Annotated in this window: 13 protein-coding genes and 2 tRNA genes; 9 read left to right on the top strand and 6 right to left on the bottom strand. The window is 66.6% G+C overall.

The window, feature by feature from the left end:
* The first annotated feature begins 33 nt into the window (after window positions 1-33).
* From msrB to M3I54_RS18770, 4 genes are all read left to right on the top strand, one after another.
* Window positions 34-453 carry a peptide-methionine (R)-S-oxide reductase MsrB gene (msrB, locus tag M3I54_RS18755; RefSeq protein WP_254338493.1) on the top strand — a complete coding sequence of 140 codons (420 nt, stop codon included), beginning with the start codon at window positions 34-36 and terminating at the stop codon, window positions 451-453.
* 102 nt (window positions 454-555) lie between these two features.
* A complete protein-coding gene (locus M3I54_RS18760) occupies window positions 556-1,089 on the top strand; it encodes a septation protein A (RefSeq protein ID WP_254338495.1) in 534 nt (177 codons plus the stop codon).
* Window positions 1,086-1,394, top strand: a complete 309-nt coding sequence (locus tag M3I54_RS18765; protein ID WP_254338497.1) for a BolA family transcriptional regulator — start codon at window positions 1,086-1,088, stop codon at window positions 1,392-1,394. The genes M3I54_RS18760 and M3I54_RS18765 overlap by 4 nt, the downstream gene beginning before the upstream one ends.
* A 69-nt stretch (window positions 1,395-1,463) precedes the next feature.
* Entirely contained in the window at window positions 1,464-2,243 is a 780-nt protein-coding gene (locus M3I54_RS18770) for a peptidylprolyl isomerase (RefSeq protein ID WP_028206990.1), read from the top strand.
* A gap of 68 nt (window positions 2,244-2,311) precedes the next feature.
* On the opposite strand, the gene M3I54_RS18775 is transcribed toward M3I54_RS18770, so the two are convergent.
* Window positions 2,312-3,427, bottom strand: coding sequence for a Fic family protein (locus M3I54_RS18775; RefSeq protein ID WP_254338499.1), 1,116 nt, complete (start codon window positions 3,425-3,427; stop codon window positions 2,312-2,314).
* Window positions 3,428-3,635: 208 nt separating this feature from the next.
* Entirely contained in the window at window positions 3,636-7,721 is a 4,086-nt protein-coding gene (gene purL / locus M3I54_RS18780; protein WP_254338501.1) for a phosphoribosylformylglycinamidine synthase, read from the bottom strand.
* A gap of 341 nt (window positions 7,722-8,062) precedes the next feature.
* Between purL and M3I54_RS18785 the strand changes: the two genes are divergently transcribed.
* From M3I54_RS18785 to pgi, 3 genes are all read left to right on the top strand, one after another.
* Window positions 8,063-9,358, top strand: coding sequence for an FAD-dependent oxidoreductase (locus M3I54_RS18785; RefSeq protein WP_254338503.1), 1,296 nt, complete (start codon window positions 8,063-8,065; stop codon window positions 9,356-9,358).
* A 120-nt stretch (window positions 9,359-9,478) separates the two neighbouring features.
* Window positions 9,479-11,071, top strand: a complete 1,593-nt coding sequence (locus M3I54_RS18790) for an NAD(P)H-hydrate dehydratase (RefSeq protein WP_254338505.1) — start codon at window positions 9,479-9,481, stop codon at window positions 11,069-11,071.
* Window positions 11,072-11,325: 254 nt separating this feature from the next.
* Window positions 11,326-12,945 (top strand): glucose-6-phosphate isomerase, encoded by a 1,620-nt coding sequence (gene pgi / locus M3I54_RS18795; protein WP_254338507.1) that lies wholly within the window; start codon window positions 11,326-11,328, stop codon window positions 12,943-12,945.
* 54 nt (window positions 12,946-12,999) lie between these two features.
* Here the strand turns inward: pgi and M3I54_RS18800 are convergent, their stop codons facing one another.
* The gene (locus tag M3I54_RS18800; RefSeq protein ID WP_254338509.1) at window positions 13,000-13,740 is read right to left on the bottom strand and encodes an ABC transporter ATP-binding protein; all 741 of its coding nucleotides are present in this window, start codon (window positions 13,738-13,740) and stop codon (window positions 13,000-13,002) included.
* A gap of 99 nt (window positions 13,741-13,839) precedes the next feature.
* Between M3I54_RS18800 and M3I54_RS18805 the strand changes: the two genes are divergently transcribed.
* Both M3I54_RS18805 and M3I54_RS18810 read left to right on the top strand, forming a co-directional pair.
* Window positions 13,840-14,520, top strand: coding sequence for an arylesterase (locus tag M3I54_RS18805; RefSeq protein WP_254338580.1), 681 nt, complete (start codon window positions 13,840-13,842; stop codon window positions 14,518-14,520).
* Window positions 14,521-14,724: 204 nt separating this feature from the next.
* Window positions 14,725-15,072: a hypothetical protein gene (locus M3I54_RS18810; RefSeq protein ID WP_028206982.1), complete on the top strand. Its 348-nt coding sequence runs from the start codon at window positions 14,725-14,727 to the stop codon at window positions 15,070-15,072.
* A gap of 93 nt (window positions 15,073-15,165) precedes the next feature.
* Here the strand turns inward: M3I54_RS18810 and M3I54_RS18815 are convergent, their stop codons facing one another.
* The 3 genes from M3I54_RS18815 to M3I54_RS18825 all read right to left on the bottom strand — a co-directional run bounded on the left by M3I54_RS18815 (window position 15,166) and on the right by M3I54_RS18825 (window position 17,402).
* Window positions 15,166-17,112, bottom strand: coding sequence for a SurA N-terminal domain-containing protein (locus M3I54_RS18815; protein WP_254338511.1), 1,947 nt, complete (start codon window positions 17,110-17,112; stop codon window positions 15,166-15,168).
* Window positions 17,113-17,215: 103 nt separating this feature from the next.
* A tRNA-Asp gene (locus M3I54_RS18820) sits at window positions 17,216-17,292 on the bottom strand.
* Window positions 17,293-17,326: 34 nt separating this feature from the next.
* A tRNA-Val gene (locus tag M3I54_RS18825) sits at window positions 17,327-17,402 on the bottom strand.
* Window positions 17,403-17,433: the final 31 nt, after the last annotated feature.

A 17,433-nucleotide genomic window follows, 5' to 3' on the forward strand; every position in this document is an offset into this window, starting at 1 on the left:
TGATCCTTGTTTCCCACCCGACAGGAACCCAACATGAGCCAGGACGACCATAACGCCACCGACTACCCCGGCTACAAAGCCGACGAGCAATGGCGGGAGCAGCTCGACGACACGCAGTACCAGGTCACGCGCCACGCCGCGACCGAACGCGCGTTCACGGGCAAGTACTGGGACCACTTCGACCGGGGTGTCTATGACTGTGTCTGTTGCGGCACGCCGCTCTTCGAGTCCGACACGAAATTCGACGCGGGTTGTGGCTGGCCGAGCTACTTCCGCCCGATCAACGGCGAGGTGATCGAGGAGAAAACCGACCGCGCGCACGGCATGCTGCGCATCGAGGTGCGCTGCAAGAACTGCGGCGCACACCTCGGCCACGTGTTCGAGGATGGTCCGGCCCCGACGGGCCTTCGGTATTGCATCAATTCGGCTGCGCTACAATTCGAGCCCAAGTGAACGCTGGCAAGGCAGCCCCGCGCCCCGCGCGGGGTGCAATGCGGCCTTGAAAGCGTTGTGCCCCCTTTGGGCGGGCTCATTTCGTCAACTCTCAGGCCGATAATGAAATTCCTGTTTGATCTGTTCCCGATCATCCTCTTTTTCGTCGCCTTCAAGCTGTGGGGCATCTTTACGGCAACGGCCGTGGCGATAGGAGCTACGCTCGTACAGATCGCGTGGGTCGCGTTCCGCCACCGCAAAGTCGACCCGATGCTGTGGCTTTCGCTTGGCATCGTCGTCGTGTTCGGCGGCGCCACGCTGATGCTGCACGACGAAACTTTCATCAAGTGGAAGCCCACCGTGCTGTACTGGGCGTTCTCGGTCGTGCTGCTCGTTTCGCAAGTGGCATTCGGCAAGAACCTCATCGAAGCGATGATGGGCAAGCAGATCACCCTGCCGCCGCGCATCTGGACGCAACTGAACTTCGTCTGGTCGATCTTCTTCGCGCTGCTCGGCATTCTCAATCTCTTCGTGGCGTTCCACTTCACCACCGACGCGTGGGTCGACTTCAAGCTCTTCGGCGCGACCGGCATCCTCGTGGTGTTCATCGTCGGCCAGAGCCTGTGGCTTTCGCGTTACATGAAGGAAGAAGAATGAGCGACATCTTTCTCAACGCCAGCCCCGCGGAGCGCATGGCGCTGATCGAAACCCGCCTCACCGCGGCGCTTGCCCCCGTTTCCATCGACGTGCGCGACGACAGCGCGCAGCATGCCGGACACGCCGGCGCCGCTGCCGGCGGTCACTATCATGTCACGATCGTTGCGGGCGCATTCACGGGGAAAGCCCGCGTGGCAAGGCATCGCATGGTGTATGATGCGCTGGCCGAGGCCATGCAGCGCGGCATCCACGCACTCGCGATCACGGCGCTCACGCCCGAAGAAGCCGCGGCGCTGCCCCGGTAGCCCACGTTAGATTTCGACCTGCTTGATCCTTTTGTTCGCCATTTTGGTTCGCCCCGTTAGGACTTTCCGATGACCTTGAAGAAAACCCATCTTTGGGTGTTGCTGGCTGCGTGCGCGGCGGCTCCCGCCTTTGCGCAGAACATCGCCGTCGTGAACGGCACGCCGATTCCCAAAGCGCGCGCCGATGCGCTGGTCCAGCAGCTTGTCCAACAAGGCCAGCAGGATTCGCCGCAACTGCAAATGGCGGTACGCGAAGAACTCGTGAACCGCGAAATCCTCATGCAGGAAGCCATTCGCGAAGGCATTCCGAACAATCCCGATGTGAAGGCGCAAATCGCCGTGGCCCAGCAGACCGTCGTGCTGCGCGCGCTGATTCAGAACTTCGTGAAGAACAACCAGCCGAGCGACGCCGAAGTCAAGGCGCGCTACGACCAGTTGACCAAGGATGCGGGCGGCAGCGAATACCACCTGCATCACATCCTCGTGGACAACGAGCAGCAGGCCAAGGACCTGATCGCGAAGATCAAGGCTGGCGCCAGCTTCGAAGACCTCGCGAAGCAGTACTCGAAGGACCCGGGCTCGGCCAAGAACGGCGGCGACCTCGACTGGTCCGATCCGAAGGCTTATGTGCCGGAATTCGCGACCGCGGCCACGCACCTGCAAAAAGGCCAGATGACCGATACGCCGGTGCACACCCAGTTCGGCTGGCACATCATCCGCGTGGACGACATCCGCCCGGTCACGCCGCCGCCGCTCGAGCAGGTGCGCCCGCAGATCGTCCAGCAGATCCAGCAGGAAAAGCTGCAGGCGTTTGAAGAGAACCTGCGCAAGCAAGCGAAGATTCAGTAAGGCTGCGTCGCAGCTGAATGCTGTCAAAAACCCCGCGACCTTCGAAGGCGCGGGGTTTTTGTTTGCGGCTACGCGTTGAGCTCGTAGCTCGTGCTGCGCCCGCCACCCTCCGCTTTGCGCAGCACGCCACGCGCCACCAGGTCGTTGATGTCGCGTAGCGCCGTATCGGACGAACATTTGGCAATCGCCGCCCACTTGCCGCTCGTGAGCTTGCCGTCGAAGCCATCGAGCAAGCGGTTGAGGAGCTTGACCTGTCGCTCGTTGAACGGCGTCGTGGCCCACTCGCGCCAGAAGCGCGCCTTGGCGAGCACGGCGTCCAGCGTGATTTGCGCCTGATCGACCGCGCGATGCAGCGCATCGAAGAACCAGGCGAGCCACAGCGTCACATCCATTGAGTTGCGCTGCGTGCGCTCCAGAATGTCGTAATAACCTTTGCGCTCCCGCTGAATCTGCGCGGAGAGGCTGTAAAAGCGCTGCGCACTGCCGTCCGCGCGCGCGAGCAGCAAGTCGCCGATCGCTCTTGCCACGCGGCCATTGCCGTCGTCGAACGGGTGCAGCGTGACGAACCACAAGTGGCCGAGGGCGGCCTTGATCAGCGGCGGTTCTTGCGCCGGGCCGTTGAGCCAGTCGAGAAAGCGCCGCGTTTCGGCTTCAAGCCGGTTCGCGGGCGGCGCTTCGAAATGCACGCGTTGACGGCCAATCGGCCCCGAGATCACCTGCATGGGCCCACTCGCATCGTCGCGCCATGCACCGACGTTGATCCGCGATAGGCCCGCGTAGCCCGTAGGAAACAGCGCGGCGTGCCAGCCGAACAAGCGCTCACGCGTGACCGGCGCGCGGCTGTTGGTGGTCGCGTCGAGCACCATCTCCACCACGCCTTCCACGTGGCGGTCCACCGGTGCAAGCGCCCCGATGTCCACGCCCATTCGACGCGCGATGGACGAACGCACAGAGGCGACGTCGAGTTGCTCGCCCTCGATCTCGCTGGTTTTGAGGACGTCCTCCGTCAGGGCTGCGAGGCTCGCCTGATCGCGCAGCGCGAGGCCGACATCGGCCAGCCTGCCCACCAGCAAGCCTTGGGCGCGGCTGACCTCGGCCATGGGCTCGGCAAGCGCCGCCAGATCAAAGCGCCACTGAGGCCAGTCGCCGGCTTGCCAGATGTAGGTGTATTCGCCGCTATTCATGCGGCGATTATGAGACGTATTCGCCGCATACACAAGTTAATCACCGCAAAAAATGCGGCGATTAACGGCGGTATTCGCCGTAAGACCTCACCGGTCGGCACGCAAAAGGCAAAAACCCCGGCCCGCACTCGCAATCGAGGCATGACCGGGGTTTCTGCCTGGGCGAGTTGCCCCTGGCGTCAAACGTCCGCGTGGTTCGCCGGGCTCGTTAGCCCACCCACTTGCGCGCGTTCTGGAACGCACGCATCCACGGGCTCGCCTCGCCCCAGGCTTCGGGGTGCCAACTCATCGTCACGGTGCGCTGCACGCGCTCGGCGTGCGGCATGAGCACGGTGAAGCGGCCATCGGGCGTCGTGACCGACGTGATGCCTTGCGGCGAGCCATTCGGATTGAACGGGTAGGCCTCGGTAGCCTGGGCGTGATGGTCGACGTAGCGCATCGCCACGGCGACCTTCGAGATGTCGCCCTGCTGCGAGAAGTCCGCGAAACCTTCGCCGTGCGCGACCGCCACCGGAATGCGCGAGCCTTCCATGCCGTTGAAGAAGATCGACGGCGAGCCCTGCACTTCCACCAGCGAGAAGCGCGCTTCGAACTGCTCCGACTTGTTGCGCGTGAACTTCGGCCAGGCTTGCGCGCCCGGGATCATGGAGGCGAGGCTCGACATCATCTGGCAGCCGTTGCAGATACCGAGCGCAAACGTGTCCTGACGCGCAAAGAACGCTGCGAACATGTCCGCGAGCTTCGCATTGAAGCGGATCGTCTTGGCCCAGCCTTCGCCCGCGCCCAGCACGTCGCCGTACGAGAAGCCGCCGCAGGCCACCGCGCCCGCGAAGTCGGCGAGCGTGGCGCGGCCTTCGAGCAGGTCGCTCATGTGGACATCGTGCGCATCGAACCCGGCGCGGTCGAACGCGTACGCGGTTTCGAGGTGCGAGTTCACGCCTTGCTCGCGCAGGATCGCCACGCGCGGACGCGTCCCCTTGCCGATGAACGGCGCAGCGATGTCCTCGGCCGGATCGAACGTGAGATGCGGCTGCATGCCGGGATCGGCGGCGTCGAGGAGTGCGTCGTATTCGGAATCGGCGCACGCGGGGTTGTCGCGCAGGCGCGCAATGCGCCAGCTCACTTCGCTCCACACGCGTTGCAGCTCCGAACGCGGCGCTGCGTAGATGCGCTTCGCGTCACGGTAGACTTCGATCGAGTCGCGCGGGTTCAGCGTGCCGATCACGTGCGAGCAGACCGACAGACCGTGCGTGCGCAGCACCGCCATCACGGCATCGCGCTGCTGTGCGGGCACCTGGATCACCGCGCCGAGTTCTTCGGAGAAGAGCGCGCGCAGCGTGCGGTCTTCGCGGCGGCCGCTCGTCTGCTTCGCCCAGTCCTTGGCGTCGCCGTAATCGGATTCGTGCTCGCTGTCGAGCGTGAGCATGTCCACGTTCAGCGACACGCCCGTGTGACCCGCGAAGGCCATTTCGCAGACCGTCGCCCACAGGCCGCCGTCCGAGCGGTCGTGGTACGCGAGCAGTTGCTCGTTCGCGTTCAGTTGCTGGATGGCCGTGAAGAACTGCTTGAGGTCTTCGGCGTTGTCCACGTCGGGCACCGCGTCGCCGACCTGCTGCGTGACCTGCGCGAAGATGCTGCCGCCCATGCGGTTCTTGCCGCGGCCCAGATCGATCGCGATCAGCACAGACTCGCCCACTTCGTCGACGCGGCGCAGTTGCGGCGTGAGGTGGCGGCGCACGTCGTCGACCGGCGCGAACGCCGAGATGATGAGCGAAACCGGCGCGACCACTTCCTTCGCCACGCCTTCCTCGTTCCACTTCGTGCGCATGGAGAGCGAATCCTTGCCCACTGGAATGCCGATGCCAAGCGCCGGGCATAGCTCCATGCCGATCGCCTTCACGGTGTCGTACAGGGCGGCGTCTTCGCCCGGTGCGCCGCACGCGGCCATCCAGTTCGCGGAGAGCTTGAGCTTGTCGAGCGACAGGATGGGCGCGCTGGCGATGTTGGTGATCGCCTCGCCCACGGCCATGCGGCCCGATGCGGGCGCATCGATCACGGCGAGCGGCGTGCGTTCGGCCATCGTCATCGCTTCGCCCTTGTAGCCGGCGTAGTCGAGCGCGGTGATCGCGCAGTCGGCCACCGGCACCTGCCAGGGGCCGACCATCTGGTCGCGCACCGTCGTGCCGCCCACCGAGCGGTCGCCGATGGTGATGAGGAACGACTTGCTGCCCACGGTCGGGTGGCGCAGCACGCTCTTCGCGACTTCGTCGAACGAGACGCCCGTGACTTCGACCGGCGCGAGCGGCACGCTCGCGTGCTCGACGTTGCGGTGCATGCGCGGCGGCTTGCCGAGCAGGATGTCCATCGGCATGTCGACGGGCTGGTGGCCGCCGTTGGCCGCGAGCGCCTGCTCGTCGGTGTCGATGAGCTTCAGGTCGCGCGCGTCGGTCGCGACGCCCACGACGGCGAACGGGCAGCGCTCACGCTCGCAGATCGCCTGGAACTCCGCCAGATCGGCGGGGGCGATCGCGAGGACGTAACGCTCCTGCGATTCGTTCGACCAGATTTCGCGCGGCGAAAGACCCGTCTCTTCGAGCTGCACCTTGCGCAGTTCGAAGCGCGCGCCCTTGTCAGCGCCGTCGACGAGTTCCGGGAAGGCGTTGGAAAGGCCGCCCGCGCCCACGTCGTGAATGCTCAGGATCGGGTTGCGCTCGCCCAGTTGCCAGCACGAATTGATGACTTCCTGCGCGCGACGCTCGATTTCCGGGTTGCCGCGCTGAACCGAGTCGAAGTCGAGTTCGGCCGTGTTGGTACCGGTGGCCATCGAGCTGGCCGCGCCGCCGCCCATGCCAATGCGCATGCCCGGACCGCCGATCTGGACGAGCAGCGTGCCCGCAGGCAGGTCGTGCTTGTGCGTGTGTTGCGCGCTGATGTTGCCGATGCCGCCCGCGATCATGATCGGCTTGTGGTAGCCGCGCACGGTGCCCGCAACATTCTGCTCGTAGGTGCGGAAATAGCCGCCGAGGTTCGGCCGGCCGAATTCGTTGTTGAACGCGGCGCCGCCGAGCGGGCCGTCGATCATGATTTGCAGCGGCGAAGCGATGCGGTCCGGGCGGCCATAGGCGCCCTGCGTGTCGGCGGGATTGCGCAGCGTGAGCGGCACGGCCGCGTCGCGGGCGTCTTCCCATGCTTCGCGCGCGTCGGGCAGATCGAGGTTCGAAACCGTGAAGCCCGTGAGGCCGGCCTTCGGGCGCGCGCCGCGGCCCGTCGCGCCTTCGTCGCGGATTTCGCCGCCCGAGCCCGTTGCCGCGCCCGCGAACGGCGAGATCGCGGTGGGGTGGTTGTGCGTCTCCACCTTCATCAGCGTGTGCGTGAGTTCGGTGTGGCGGCCGTAACGTTCACCCGGCTCGCCAGGCGTGCCGTCGGCGTTGTGCTTGCGCGGGAACCAGCGCTCCGCGACCGCGCCTTCCATGATCGACGAGTTGTCCGAGTACGCGACGATCGTGCCCTGCGGGCTGATCTTCTCGGTGTTGCGGATCATCGCGAAGAGCGACATATCCTGATCCTGGCCGTCGATCGTCCAGTTCGCGTTGAAGATCTTGTGGCGGCAGTGCTCGCTGTTGGCCTGCGCGAACATCATCAGCTCGACGTCGGTCGGGTTGCGCTCGAGCTTCTTGAAGTTGTCGACGAGGTAGTCGATTTCATCGTCGGCGAGCGCGAGGCCCAGTTCGCCGTTGGCCGCCTCCAGCGCCGCACGGCCGTGGCCGAGCACGTCGACAGTCTGCATCGGACGGGCCGGCAGTTCGTCGAACAGATGCAGCGCCGCGCCGCGCGAAGCCGCCACGCTTTCCGTCATGCGGTCGTGCAGTGCCGCGGCGACAGCGGCGTGCGCCTCGTCCGAAAGTGTCTTCTTGCCACCGAGCAGGCCCGACTTGAGCACCACGGTGTATTCGACGCCGCGCTCGATGCGGCGCACCTGCTCGAGGCCGCAATGGTGCGCGATGTCCGTGGCCTTGCTCGCCCACGGCGACACCGTGCCAAAGCGCGGCACGACGAGGAACGTGAGCGCGCTGCCGCGCTCCTGCGGAGCCGCGAATGGCGCGCCGTAGTGCATCAGCGCTTCGATCTTCGCGCTGTCGTCAGCGGAAAGCTGCGCGGCCGAGTTGACGAAATGCAGATACTGGCCGTACACGCCGACGATGTTGGCGTCGATACGCTGAAGCGTCTCGAGCAGGCGGGTCTGACGGAAGTCGGAAAGGGCCGAAGCGCCGGGGAAACACGAGAAGTGGGCCATGGACTGGGGCGTTGCGTCGAGGTTGCGTCAGAGTTGCGTCGCGGCTTCGCCTCGCGCGAAACACGTCGCAAGGTGGCGATGCGTCGCGCGGGGATGGCGACGGTCAGGCGAAGGGAGACCGCGATTATAACCCGGAAGGCCTGTCCTGACCGCCCCGGCGGCCACGCGGGACGCGTGTGACAACCCGGCCTCGCGCATGGCGACGCGGACGCTTTCGCTGCTATGATTGCGCGTTTCGTCTGATCGGCGCACCCGGGCATGGGTTCGGCGCGCCGCACGCCCCACCTTCGGCAGGACGCCCTCACCCGAGCGCGCGCCACCTGCCTGCAGATCGTATCGTCATGGATGTCATCGTCATCGGCGGCGGAATCGCCGGCATCGCTACCGCCTGGCAGCTGCGCGCGGCCGGGCATCGCGTCTGCGTGATCGAACGCCACGCCACTGTCGCGCAAGGCGCGACCTACGGCCATAGCGGCATTGCGCTGCCCACGCCGCTCGACGTCTGGTTCGGCCCCACCTTCCTGCGCAATGGCCGTCAATCGTCCGGCGGCGTGATCAGCAAGACGGGTTGGCGCGGACCGGCGCACGGTTTCGTCAAACGCCTCGCCACGCTGCACGGCTCCGAGGCGTTCGCCGAACGCTACGCGCACTTGCGCCCGCTCATCGAGTCGGCGCAAGCGGCGCTCGCCGACATCGACGCGCGCTTCCAGCTCGACTACGAGCAGCGCGACGGCCTGCTCTACCTCGTGCGCGGCAACGACGAATGGTCTCTCACGCAACCGGCCCTCGAGCTGCTGCGCCGCTTCGAGACGCCGCATCACGCGCTTTCGCCCGCGGAATGCGTGGCTTTCGACCATGCCATCCCCGCCGATCCGCCGTTTGCGGGCGGCGTGCGCTTCGAGACCGGCCGGGTAGCCAACTGCCCGCTCTTCGTGAAGCTGCTCAAGCAGGTGCTCGACGCCCAGGGTGGCGTGCAGTTCGAGATGAGCCGCGAGGTCAGCGCGATCCGCCTGGAAGACCGGCGCGCGGCGGTGGAACTCGCGCCGCCTGCGCACGAAGCGGGCCGCTCGCGCGACGTCGAGGTGATCTCGGGCGACGCCGTCGTCGTCGCCGCGGGCGCGCAAACGCCGCAGCTTCTCGCGCCGCTCGGCCTCAAGATGCCGTTCTATCCGCTGCGCATGCACACGCTCAATTCGCCGGTGGCGCACGAGGAATGCGTGCCGCAGACCACGATCGTCGATGCGGGCAAGCGCATCGCCATCGCGCGCATGAATCACCGGCTGCGCATCTCGGGCGCCGCCGTGCTGCTGCGCGCGCAGGAAGTCGATGACGCGCTGCCAGAAGCGCTCACCGAAGGCGCCCTCGCGCTGCTGGGCGAGGCGTCGCGCGACTGGGCGCCGGGCGCCGCGCGCATTTCGGCCGCGCTCGCCTGGGAAGGCATGAAGCTGCTTTCCGCCGACGGCCTGCCGGCGGTCGGCAGCGTGAGCCATCCGCGCCTGTTCGTCAACGCGGGCCACGGGCCGGCAGGCTGGGCGCTTTCGCTCGGCTCGGCGCGTCTCATCGCCCAGCAGATCTCCAACACGACGCCTGACCTGCCTGCCGATACCATCAAGGCGCTCTCGCCGGGCCGCGATTGAGCGGCGCTCGCGCGTGTGGCGTTGCCGCGCGAGTGTGCCGGTCCACCGCGCTCCTGAGGCGTGCCGTCTGAGGGCTCGCTCGGGTATCGTTGCGATGTCGCCTCTCAGGACCGCATCGTCATGACGCACGCTCAATACACCTCTGGCGTCGGGCAACCGGCGCTCGTCAATCCGCACGATCGTGCGGTCCCGCTTCTTGCCGTCGAACAGCTGCGCGAGGCCGAAGTCGCCGCGCAGTCCATTCTGCCTCCTCACACGCTCATGGCGCGCGCAGGCGCCGCCGCCGCGCACTTCCTGAGCGAGCAGCTCGCGCATGCGCCCTCGTCCGCGAGCGACAAACCGGTCTGGTTCGCCGCCGGGCCAGGCAACAACGGCGGCGACGCCCTCGTCGTCGCCACCGAGCTGCATCGCGCGGGCGTCGCAGTGGAAGTCTGCATGCCCGTCGAGGTCAAGCCCGCCGACGCGCGCTGGGCGCTCGCCGAGGCGCGCGCGGCGGGCGTGCCGATCGCCGCGTCGGCGCCCGCATCGTTCGACGCTTACGGCTGGCTAGTCGACGGGATGTTCGGCATTGGTCTCGCGCGCGGGCTCGAAGGCGTATTCGCCGAACTCGCCGAAAAACTCTCGGCACGCGCGCGCAGCCATGGCCACGTGCTCGCGCTCGACGTGCCGAGCGGCCTCGACAGCGACACCGGCAACGTGGTCGGCGGCGGCCTCGCCGTGCGCGCGACACACACCGCGACCTTCATCGCCGCCAAGCCCGGCCTGTACACGGGCGTCGGGCGCGACTACGCTGGCGCCGTCGCGGTCGCGCCAATCGGCATCGACACCGAAGGCACGGCGGGCGCCGCACGCCTGATCACGCCCGCGCTCTTCGCCGCCGCCCTGCCCGCACGCGACTTCGCCACCCACAAGGGCACGTTCGGCACGCTCGCTGTCGTGGGCGGCGACACCGGCATGTGCGGCGCGCCGATTCTCGCAGCGCGCGCGGCGCTCCTCACCGGCGCGGGCAAGGTTCACGTGGGCTTTCTCGGCAGCGACGCGCCGGCCTACGACGCCCCGCACCCCGAGCTCATGCTGCACGCGGCGGCCAAACTCGCGCTCGGCGCGATGGACGCCGTCGCGGCGGGTTGCGGCATGGGCGGTAGCGCGTCGGCACGCCAGCTCGTGGACGCCATCCTGCGCCTTCACGCCCCCGTGCTCCTCGATGCCGATGCCCTCAATCTCGTCGCGCGCGACGAGGCGCTCGCGGCACACGTCGCGCAGTCGGCCGCCGCGCGCGGCGTGCCTTGCGTGCTCACGCCGCATCCGCTCGAAGCGGCGCGCCTCCTCGGCTGCGACACCGCCGCGGTGCAGCGCGACCGCCTCGCCGCAGCGCGAACACTTGCCGCCCGCTATGCGGCTGTTGCCGTGCTCAAAGGCAGCGGCACCGTGGTCGCGGCGCCCGACGGCCGCGTCGCCGTCAATCCCACCGGAAATGCGGGCCTCGCCACGGGCGGGACCGGCGACGTGCTCGGCGGCATGATCGGCGCGCTGCTGGTCCAGCGAGTGCCGCCCTACGAGGCGGCGCTCGCGGGCGTCTATCTGCACGGCCTCGCCGCCGACACGCTGTGCGCTCAAGGCGACGGCCCCTCGGGCCTCACGGCGGGCGAACTCGCGCCAGCGGTGCGCAGGCTCATGAACCGGCTCTTTTACGCGCCGCCTTATGCGGCCTGAAGCGCCCCGTCGCACGTCCGCTCGCGCGGCACGCGGCTTGCTTCACAATGACGTTTGCCCCACCTCCCGCGCCTGGCACAGCCGCAGGCGTCACAACGCTGCGCAGTGTCGCGCGAGGCCGCTATACTGATTCTCCGCACGCCGCCTTCCACCGGAGGCGGCCCGTGCTTCCCCGCGGCGCGCGAAGCGCGCGTTCGGCCTGACCGGCGAACCGCAACTGCCGCCCTCCATTCGTGATCCCTCGCTAGACGAACATGACGAATCCGCTCCCCGCCTGGTCCGCGCTACAGACGCATTACGAACAGATCCGCGACGAAAAGCTGCGCGACTGGTTCGCCCCCGCCAACGACCCTGCGCCGACGCGCGCCGAACGTTTCACGTTCGCAGGTGCCGGTCTCGGCGCCGACTTGTCGAAGAACCGCATCACCGACGCCACGCTCAAGCTGCTCGTGCAGCTCGCTCGCGAGGCCGGCGTGGAAGCGCGCCGCGATGCGATGTTCAAGGGCGAAGTCGTCAACCCGACTGAAGGCCGCGCGGCGCTGCACACCGCCTTGCGCGCCACCGAAGCCGACGCGCCGTTCCACGCCCAGATCCTCGCCGAGCGCGCGAAGATGGCGAAGTTCGCCGACGCCGTGCGCAGCGGCGCATGGACGGGCTACACGGGCAAGCGTATCCGCCATGTCGTGAATATCGGCATCGGCGGCTCGGACCTCGGGCCGAAAATGGTCGTGCACGCGCTCAAGCATCTCGAACTGCCCGAGATCACCTCGCACTTCGTCTCGAATGTCGACGGCGCGGACCTGTGGCGCACGATCGAAAACATCGATCCGGAAGAGACGCTGGCGATCATCGTTTCGAAGACTTTCACGACGCTCGAAACCATGACCAACGCGCTATCCATGCGCGACTGGTTCGTCAAGCACGGCTGTCCGGAAGGCGAACTCGCGAAGCACTTCGTGGGTGTCTCCGCGAATCCGGCCGAAGTCGTGAAGTTCGGCATCGCCAAAGAAAACGTGTTCGAGATGTGGGACTGGGTCGGCGGGCGTTATTCGCTGTGGTCGGCCGTTGGCCTCTCGATCATGATCGCCATCGGGCCGCAGCAGTTCGACGAATTGCTCGCCGGCGCGCACGACATGGACACGCACTTCCGCGAAGCGCCGCTGGAGAAAAACCTGCCCGTGCTGCTCGGCATGATCGGCGTCTGGTATCGCAACTTCTTCGGCTCGCAGAGCTATCTCGTTGCGCCCTACTCCGAAGCGTTGCACTTCCTGCCTTCGTATCTCCAGCAGCTCGAAATGGAGAGCAACGGCAAGTCGGCGCGCCTCGACGGCAAGTTCGTCGATTACGCGACCTCGGCGATCACCTGGGGCGAGCCCGGCACGAACGGCCAGCACGCGTTCTTCCAGATGCTGCACCAGGGCACGACGATCGTGCCGATCGACTTCATCGCCGTGCTCACGCCCGAGCATCCGCTTGCCGACCATCAACCGAAGCTGCTCGCGAACTGCTTTGCGCAGAGCGAGGCGCTGATGCTTGGCCGCACCGAAGAAGAAGCGCGCAAGATCGCGGGCCCGGACAAGCCCGAACTCGTGCCGCACATCATGTTCCCCGGCAACCGGCCGACCACCACGCTGCTCGTCGACGCGCTTACCGCGCGCTCGCTCGGCGCGATCATCGCGCTGTATGAGCACAAGGTGCTCGTGCAGGCTTCCGTGTGGGACATCAATCCGTTCGATCAGTGGGGCGTGGAGCTCGGCAAGATCCTCGGCAAGGTGGTCGAAGCCGACTTGAACGCGGCAAGCGCCAATGTGAAGCCGCATGATTCGTCCACAGCCGCGCTGATCGCGCGCGCCCGTGCGGCGCTCAAGCGTTAGCCCGCGGAGAACCGGCGTGCGTATGCACTGCGTACGCCGTTCATCGGTTAGGCGCTACCGCCCGGCTTCGATATTGCTCGCGTTACGCGAGGCCGCCACGCCATGCGGCGCGTTGGCCACGCGGCGCCCCGCTTCGATCGTGATGATGGCGTCGCAACGCTGCGCAAGATCGACGTCGTGGGTGACGAGCACGAGCGTCGCCCCGTTGGCGCGATTGAGTTCAAACATCAAGTCGATGACGGCGTGGCCGGTGGCGGCATCGAGGCTACCGGTGGGCTCGTCGGCGAACAGCACGGCGGGGTGCGTCACGAACGCGCGGGCGAGCGCCACGCGCTGCTGCTCGCCGCCCGAAAGCAGCTTCGGGTAGTGGCCCGTGCGCTCGGCAAGACCCACGCGCTCGAGCAGCGTACGCGCGCGAGTGAAGGCGTCACGCGTCGACATGCCGCCCTGCAATTCGAGCGGCAGCGCGACATTCTCCAAAGCGGTGAGATGCGGCATCAGTTGGAACGACTGGAACACGAAACCCACCGAGCCGTTGCGCAGCGCCGCGCGCTGGTCTTCGGCCATACCGGTAAGCTCCAGGCCTAGCAGGCGCACTGAACCCGCGCTCGCGCTGTCCAGGCCTGCCAGCAGGCCGAGCAGCGTCGACTTGCCGGAACCGGAAGCGCCGACGATCGCCACGCTCCCGCCCGCCTGCACGGTGAGGTCGATGCCGTCAAGGATCGTTAGCTCGCCGGTAGCGTCGGTAACCCGCTTGCTCAAACCCCGTACTTCGATGACTGGATCGCTATTCATTCGCACATGATGACGCACAGGTTAGCCGTGAACCCGAAGCGCGCCCCGTGGCGCGCCGCCCTTTCCCGCGCTCGGTCCCGCTTCAGCGCGTTTGCCTCCATCGCCACCTTAACCGCCGCGGCCTTGCTCGGCACCTTATGCGGCGCCGCCGGCACCGCTCTCGCGGCCACGCCCGTCTCCACGGCCAACGCGGCGACGAACCCCGCCGCCACGGCAAAACCGAACATCGTCGTGCTCGGCGACAGCCTTTCCGCCGAATACGGCCTGCCGCGCGATACTGGCTGGGTGGCCCTGCTGCGCCAGCGGCTCGCTAGCGAGCGGATCGATTATAACGTTGCGAATGCGAGCATCAGCGGGGACACGACCAGCGGCGGACTCACGCGCCTGCCGCTCGTCATGCAGCGCATCACGCCCGCGATCGTGATCGTCGAACTGGGCGCAAACGACGCACTGCGCGGTGTGCCGCTCACGACGACGGATAGCAATCTGCGCGCCATCGTCGCGCAGATTCGCCAGGGCGGCGCGAAACCCGTACTCATCGGCATGTACGTGCCGCCCAACTACGGGCCCGACTACACGCGTGACTTCCACGCCATCTACGAACGGCTTGCGAAGGAACTGAACGTGCCGCTCGTGCCCTTTCTGCTCGCCGGTCTTGCCGACAAGCCCGAACTCTTCCAGGCCGATCAGATCCATCCCACCCAGCAGGCACAGCCCTTGCTGCTCGATAACGTGTGGCCAACGCTCAAGCCGCTGCTCGGCAGTGGCGTGCGGCGCTGACGCAGCAGCTGGGCAACCGGGCGGGCGTCATCAACGGGCGCCTTTTCTCAGGGCCCCGCCCTTAGTGCGTGCAGGCCGCTCGAGCTTCTCAGGCAGCGTGGCGCGGGCAACCGCGTCTCGCCATTGGCCCCTTTTTGCGTCAGACACGCAAGCCCGAGAGGCTTCGCTGCCTGAATCCGACCGACCCTGACTGGAGGAAGAAGCATGAAATATTTACCTCTCATTGTCGTTACGGCAGCCCTTGCTGCCTGCGCCAATCAGCCAATGCCGAGCGGAGCGCAGTCCGTCGGCACGAGCCAACAACCGCCTGCGACCGTTGCGCAATGCATCGCGCAAAAGTGGGCCGACAAGTCGCAGCAGCAAGTCGTCTCGCAGTCCGTGCTCGCCAACGGCCAGGCTGTCGACGTCTACGTCCCTGGCCAGCAGCCGCCTAACGGCGCAGCGGCAACGGTGCGCCCGGCGTGGAGCGCCAGCGCGAAGACGTGGGTCGGCTTCCGCTCCGGCGGCGGCGCGGGTGGAGACGCCACCAGCGACATCAGCGCCTGCCTCTGATTTCCGCTCGTCAGAACGCAAAAGCCCCGCATTGTTTCGCGGGGCTTTTTTGTGCCGGCTCCGGACGCCGGCGGGCAGATACGCGGGTCGTGCTTACTGACTGCCGTCGCCGTCGCCCGACTGGCTGGCCGAACCGAGCGAACCGTAGAGCTTCACCTTCGAGCGCTCGCGCAGCGCGTCGAGGTACGCCTGCACCTGCGACTGGCCGTCCACCTGAGCAAGCTGCTGCTGCGCGGCGGCCAGACGCGGGCCCTCTGCGGCCGGACCGTTGGTCACGCTATTCACGCGATAAATCGCATAGCCGTCCTTGCCAAGGTCCACGCCCACGTAAGCAGGCAGCTTCTGCGAATCGGCCTTGAAAACGGCGGAGAGCGCGCTGGGCGGCAGGCCCTGGGCGTCGTTGCGCGACACCTTGAGCGCCGACGAGAAACCATCGGTCGACTTCGACTTCTGCAGTTCCGCGAGTTGGGCCTCGCCGTCCTTGCGCGCCATGTCGGCGGCCTGCTGCGCGACCACCTTCTGGCGCACGGCATCCTTGACCGCGGCGAACGCGGGCACGGCGGCCGGCTGGTAGTTCGTCACGTGAGCCGAGATCAGCGTGCTGTTGCCAACATCGATCGCCTGGGTGTTGTTGTGCTGGTTCACCGAGTCGCTCGCGAATACAGCGTCGAGGAACTTCTGGTTGTTCAGCGGGCTATCCGGCGGCAGCGTTGCATTCGGCTTCGGCGTGACCGTGGCCGTCTGGATCGTCAGCTTGTACTTGTCCGCGGCTGGCTGCAGGCTCTTGGCCTGCTCGTAGACCACCGACGTGAAGCCATCGCTCGCGTCGGCAAGCAGCTTCGCGGCTTGCTGCGCCTTCACGTCGTTCGTGATCTGCGCCTTCACGTCGTCGAACGGCTTCGTAACCGCCGGCTTCAAGTCCGTGACCTTGACGATGTGATAGCCGAAGTCCGACTGGATTACGTCGCTGATTTCGTCCTTCTTGAGCTTGAAGACCGCGGCGTCGAACGCCTGGCCGCCCGCGATCATGCCGGGGCCGAAGTAGCCGAGGTCGCCGCCCTTCGAGGCCGAACCCGGGTCCTGCGATTCCTTCTGCGCGATCTGCGCGAACTGATCCGGATGCGCCTTCACTTCGGCGAGGATCGATTCGGCCTTTTGCTTCGCGGCATTGCGCACGTCGGCGCTCGCGTCCTTCGGCACCGTGATCAGGATGTGGCTCGCGCGCACTTCTTCCTGCGTACGGTAGTGCGCGATGTTGTCGTCGTAGTACTTCTTGAGATCGGCGTCGCTCGGCTGCACGCCGGCGGCAACCGTAGCCGCCGAGAGCACGAGATACTGGATCTGTGCCGTGGCCGGCGTGGCGAAAGCGTTCTTGTTCGCGTCGTAGTACGCCTGCAGTTGCGCGTCGGTCGGCTGAACCTTGGGCGCATAGTCACTCGCGTGGAACGCGAGGCCCTGGACGTCGCGCTGCTGCTCCGAGAGGCCCGTGAGCTGCTGCGCGAGCGCCTTCGGCGTGAACGCGCTGCTGATGATCGACGCCGGCAGTTGCTGCATGGCGAGGCTATAGCGAACGCGCTCGTCGTACTGCTCGGGCGTCATGCCCTGCATGGCGAGCAATTGCTTGTACTGGTCGAGATTAATCGAGCCGTCAGGATTCTTGAGCGACGAGATCACCGGGTCGGAGAGCAGCGCGCGGCGCACGGCGTCGTCCGAGGCGGTGAGGTGCAGGCGCTGCGTTTCGTCCACGAGCACGCGCTGCTGGATCAGACCGTCGAGGATGTCCTTGCGGTGCTGGGGCGTGTCGAACATGCTCGCGTCGAATTGCGCGCCGAGGACCTGGCGGGCCTGGTCGAGCTGCTGGCGCGCGGCGTTGTCGTATTCGACACGCGTGATTTTGTGCCCGTTGACGCTCGCGACGTTCGCGCTTTCATCGAAGAAGCCGCGGAAACCTTGAATACCGACGAAGCCCAACCCTGGCAGGACGACCAGGAGCAGCATGAACATCATCAGGCGTTTGTGATTGCGGAAAAAGTCGAGCATGCGTGACCAGACGTTGAGGGCGCCAAAAAATGGAACGCCCGATATTACAACAGCGGCCAACAAAAAAGGCGAACCGGAGTTCGCCTTCTTGTCGAGATATCCTTGGCGGAGCGGACGGGACTCGAACCCGCGACCCCCGGCGTGACAGGCCGGTATTCTAACCAACTGAACTACCGCTCCGTGCGGGTTGCGCTACGTACCGGAACTGAAGCTGTGGTGGGTGCTGAGAGGCTCGAACTCCCGACCTACGCCTTGTAAGGGCGCCGCTCTACCAACTGAGCTAAGCACCCAGCTTCATGCTTTCCTGCGCTGCGACTTCTG

Source organism: Paraburkholderia sp. CNPSo 3274, from assembly GCF_024206475.1.
GTDB lineage: Bacteria > Pseudomonadota > Gammaproteobacteria > Burkholderiales > Burkholderiaceae > Paraburkholderia.

Coding starts and splice junctions, on each gene's coding strand:
- M3I54_RS18800 (WP_254338509.1), bottom strand. CDS start 13,740: ATGAATAGCGATCCAGTCATCGAAGTACGGGGTTTGAGCAAGCGGGTT.
- M3I54_RS18770 (WP_028206990.1), top strand. CDS start 1,464: ATGACCTTGAAGAAAACCCATCTTTGGGTGTTGCTGGCTGCGTGCGCG.
- M3I54_RS18775 (WP_254338499.1), bottom strand. CDS start 3,427: ATGAATAGCGGCGAATACACCTACATCTGGCAAGCCGGCGACTGGCCT.
- M3I54_RS18815 (WP_254338511.1), bottom strand. CDS start 17,112: ATGCTCGACTTTTTCCGCAATCACAAACGCCTGATGATGTTCATGCTG.
- msrB (WP_254338493.1), top strand. CDS start 34: ATGAGCCAGGACGACCATAACGCCACCGACTACCCCGGCTACAAAGCC.
- M3I54_RS18790 (WP_254338505.1), top strand. CDS start 9,479: ATGACGCACGCTCAATACACCTCTGGCGTCGGGCAACCGGCGCTCGTC.
- M3I54_RS18785 (WP_254338503.1), top strand. CDS start 8,063: ATGGATGTCATCGTCATCGGCGGCGGAATCGCCGGCATCGCTACCGCC.
- M3I54_RS18810 (WP_028206982.1), top strand. CDS start 14,725: ATGAAATATTTACCTCTCATTGTCGTTACGGCAGCCCTTGCTGCCTGC.
- M3I54_RS18765 (WP_254338497.1), top strand. CDS start 1,086: ATGAGCGACATCTTTCTCAACGCCAGCCCCGCGGAGCGCATGGCGCTG.
- purL (WP_254338501.1), bottom strand. CDS start 7,721: ATGGCCCACTTCTCGTGTTTCCCCGGCGCTTCGGCCCTTTCCGACTTC.
- M3I54_RS18760 (WP_254338495.1), top strand. CDS start 556: ATGAAATTCCTGTTTGATCTGTTCCCGATCATCCTCTTTTTCGTCGCC.
- pgi (WP_254338507.1), top strand. CDS start 11,326: ATGACGAATCCGCTCCCCGCCTGGTCCGCGCTACAGACGCATTACGAA.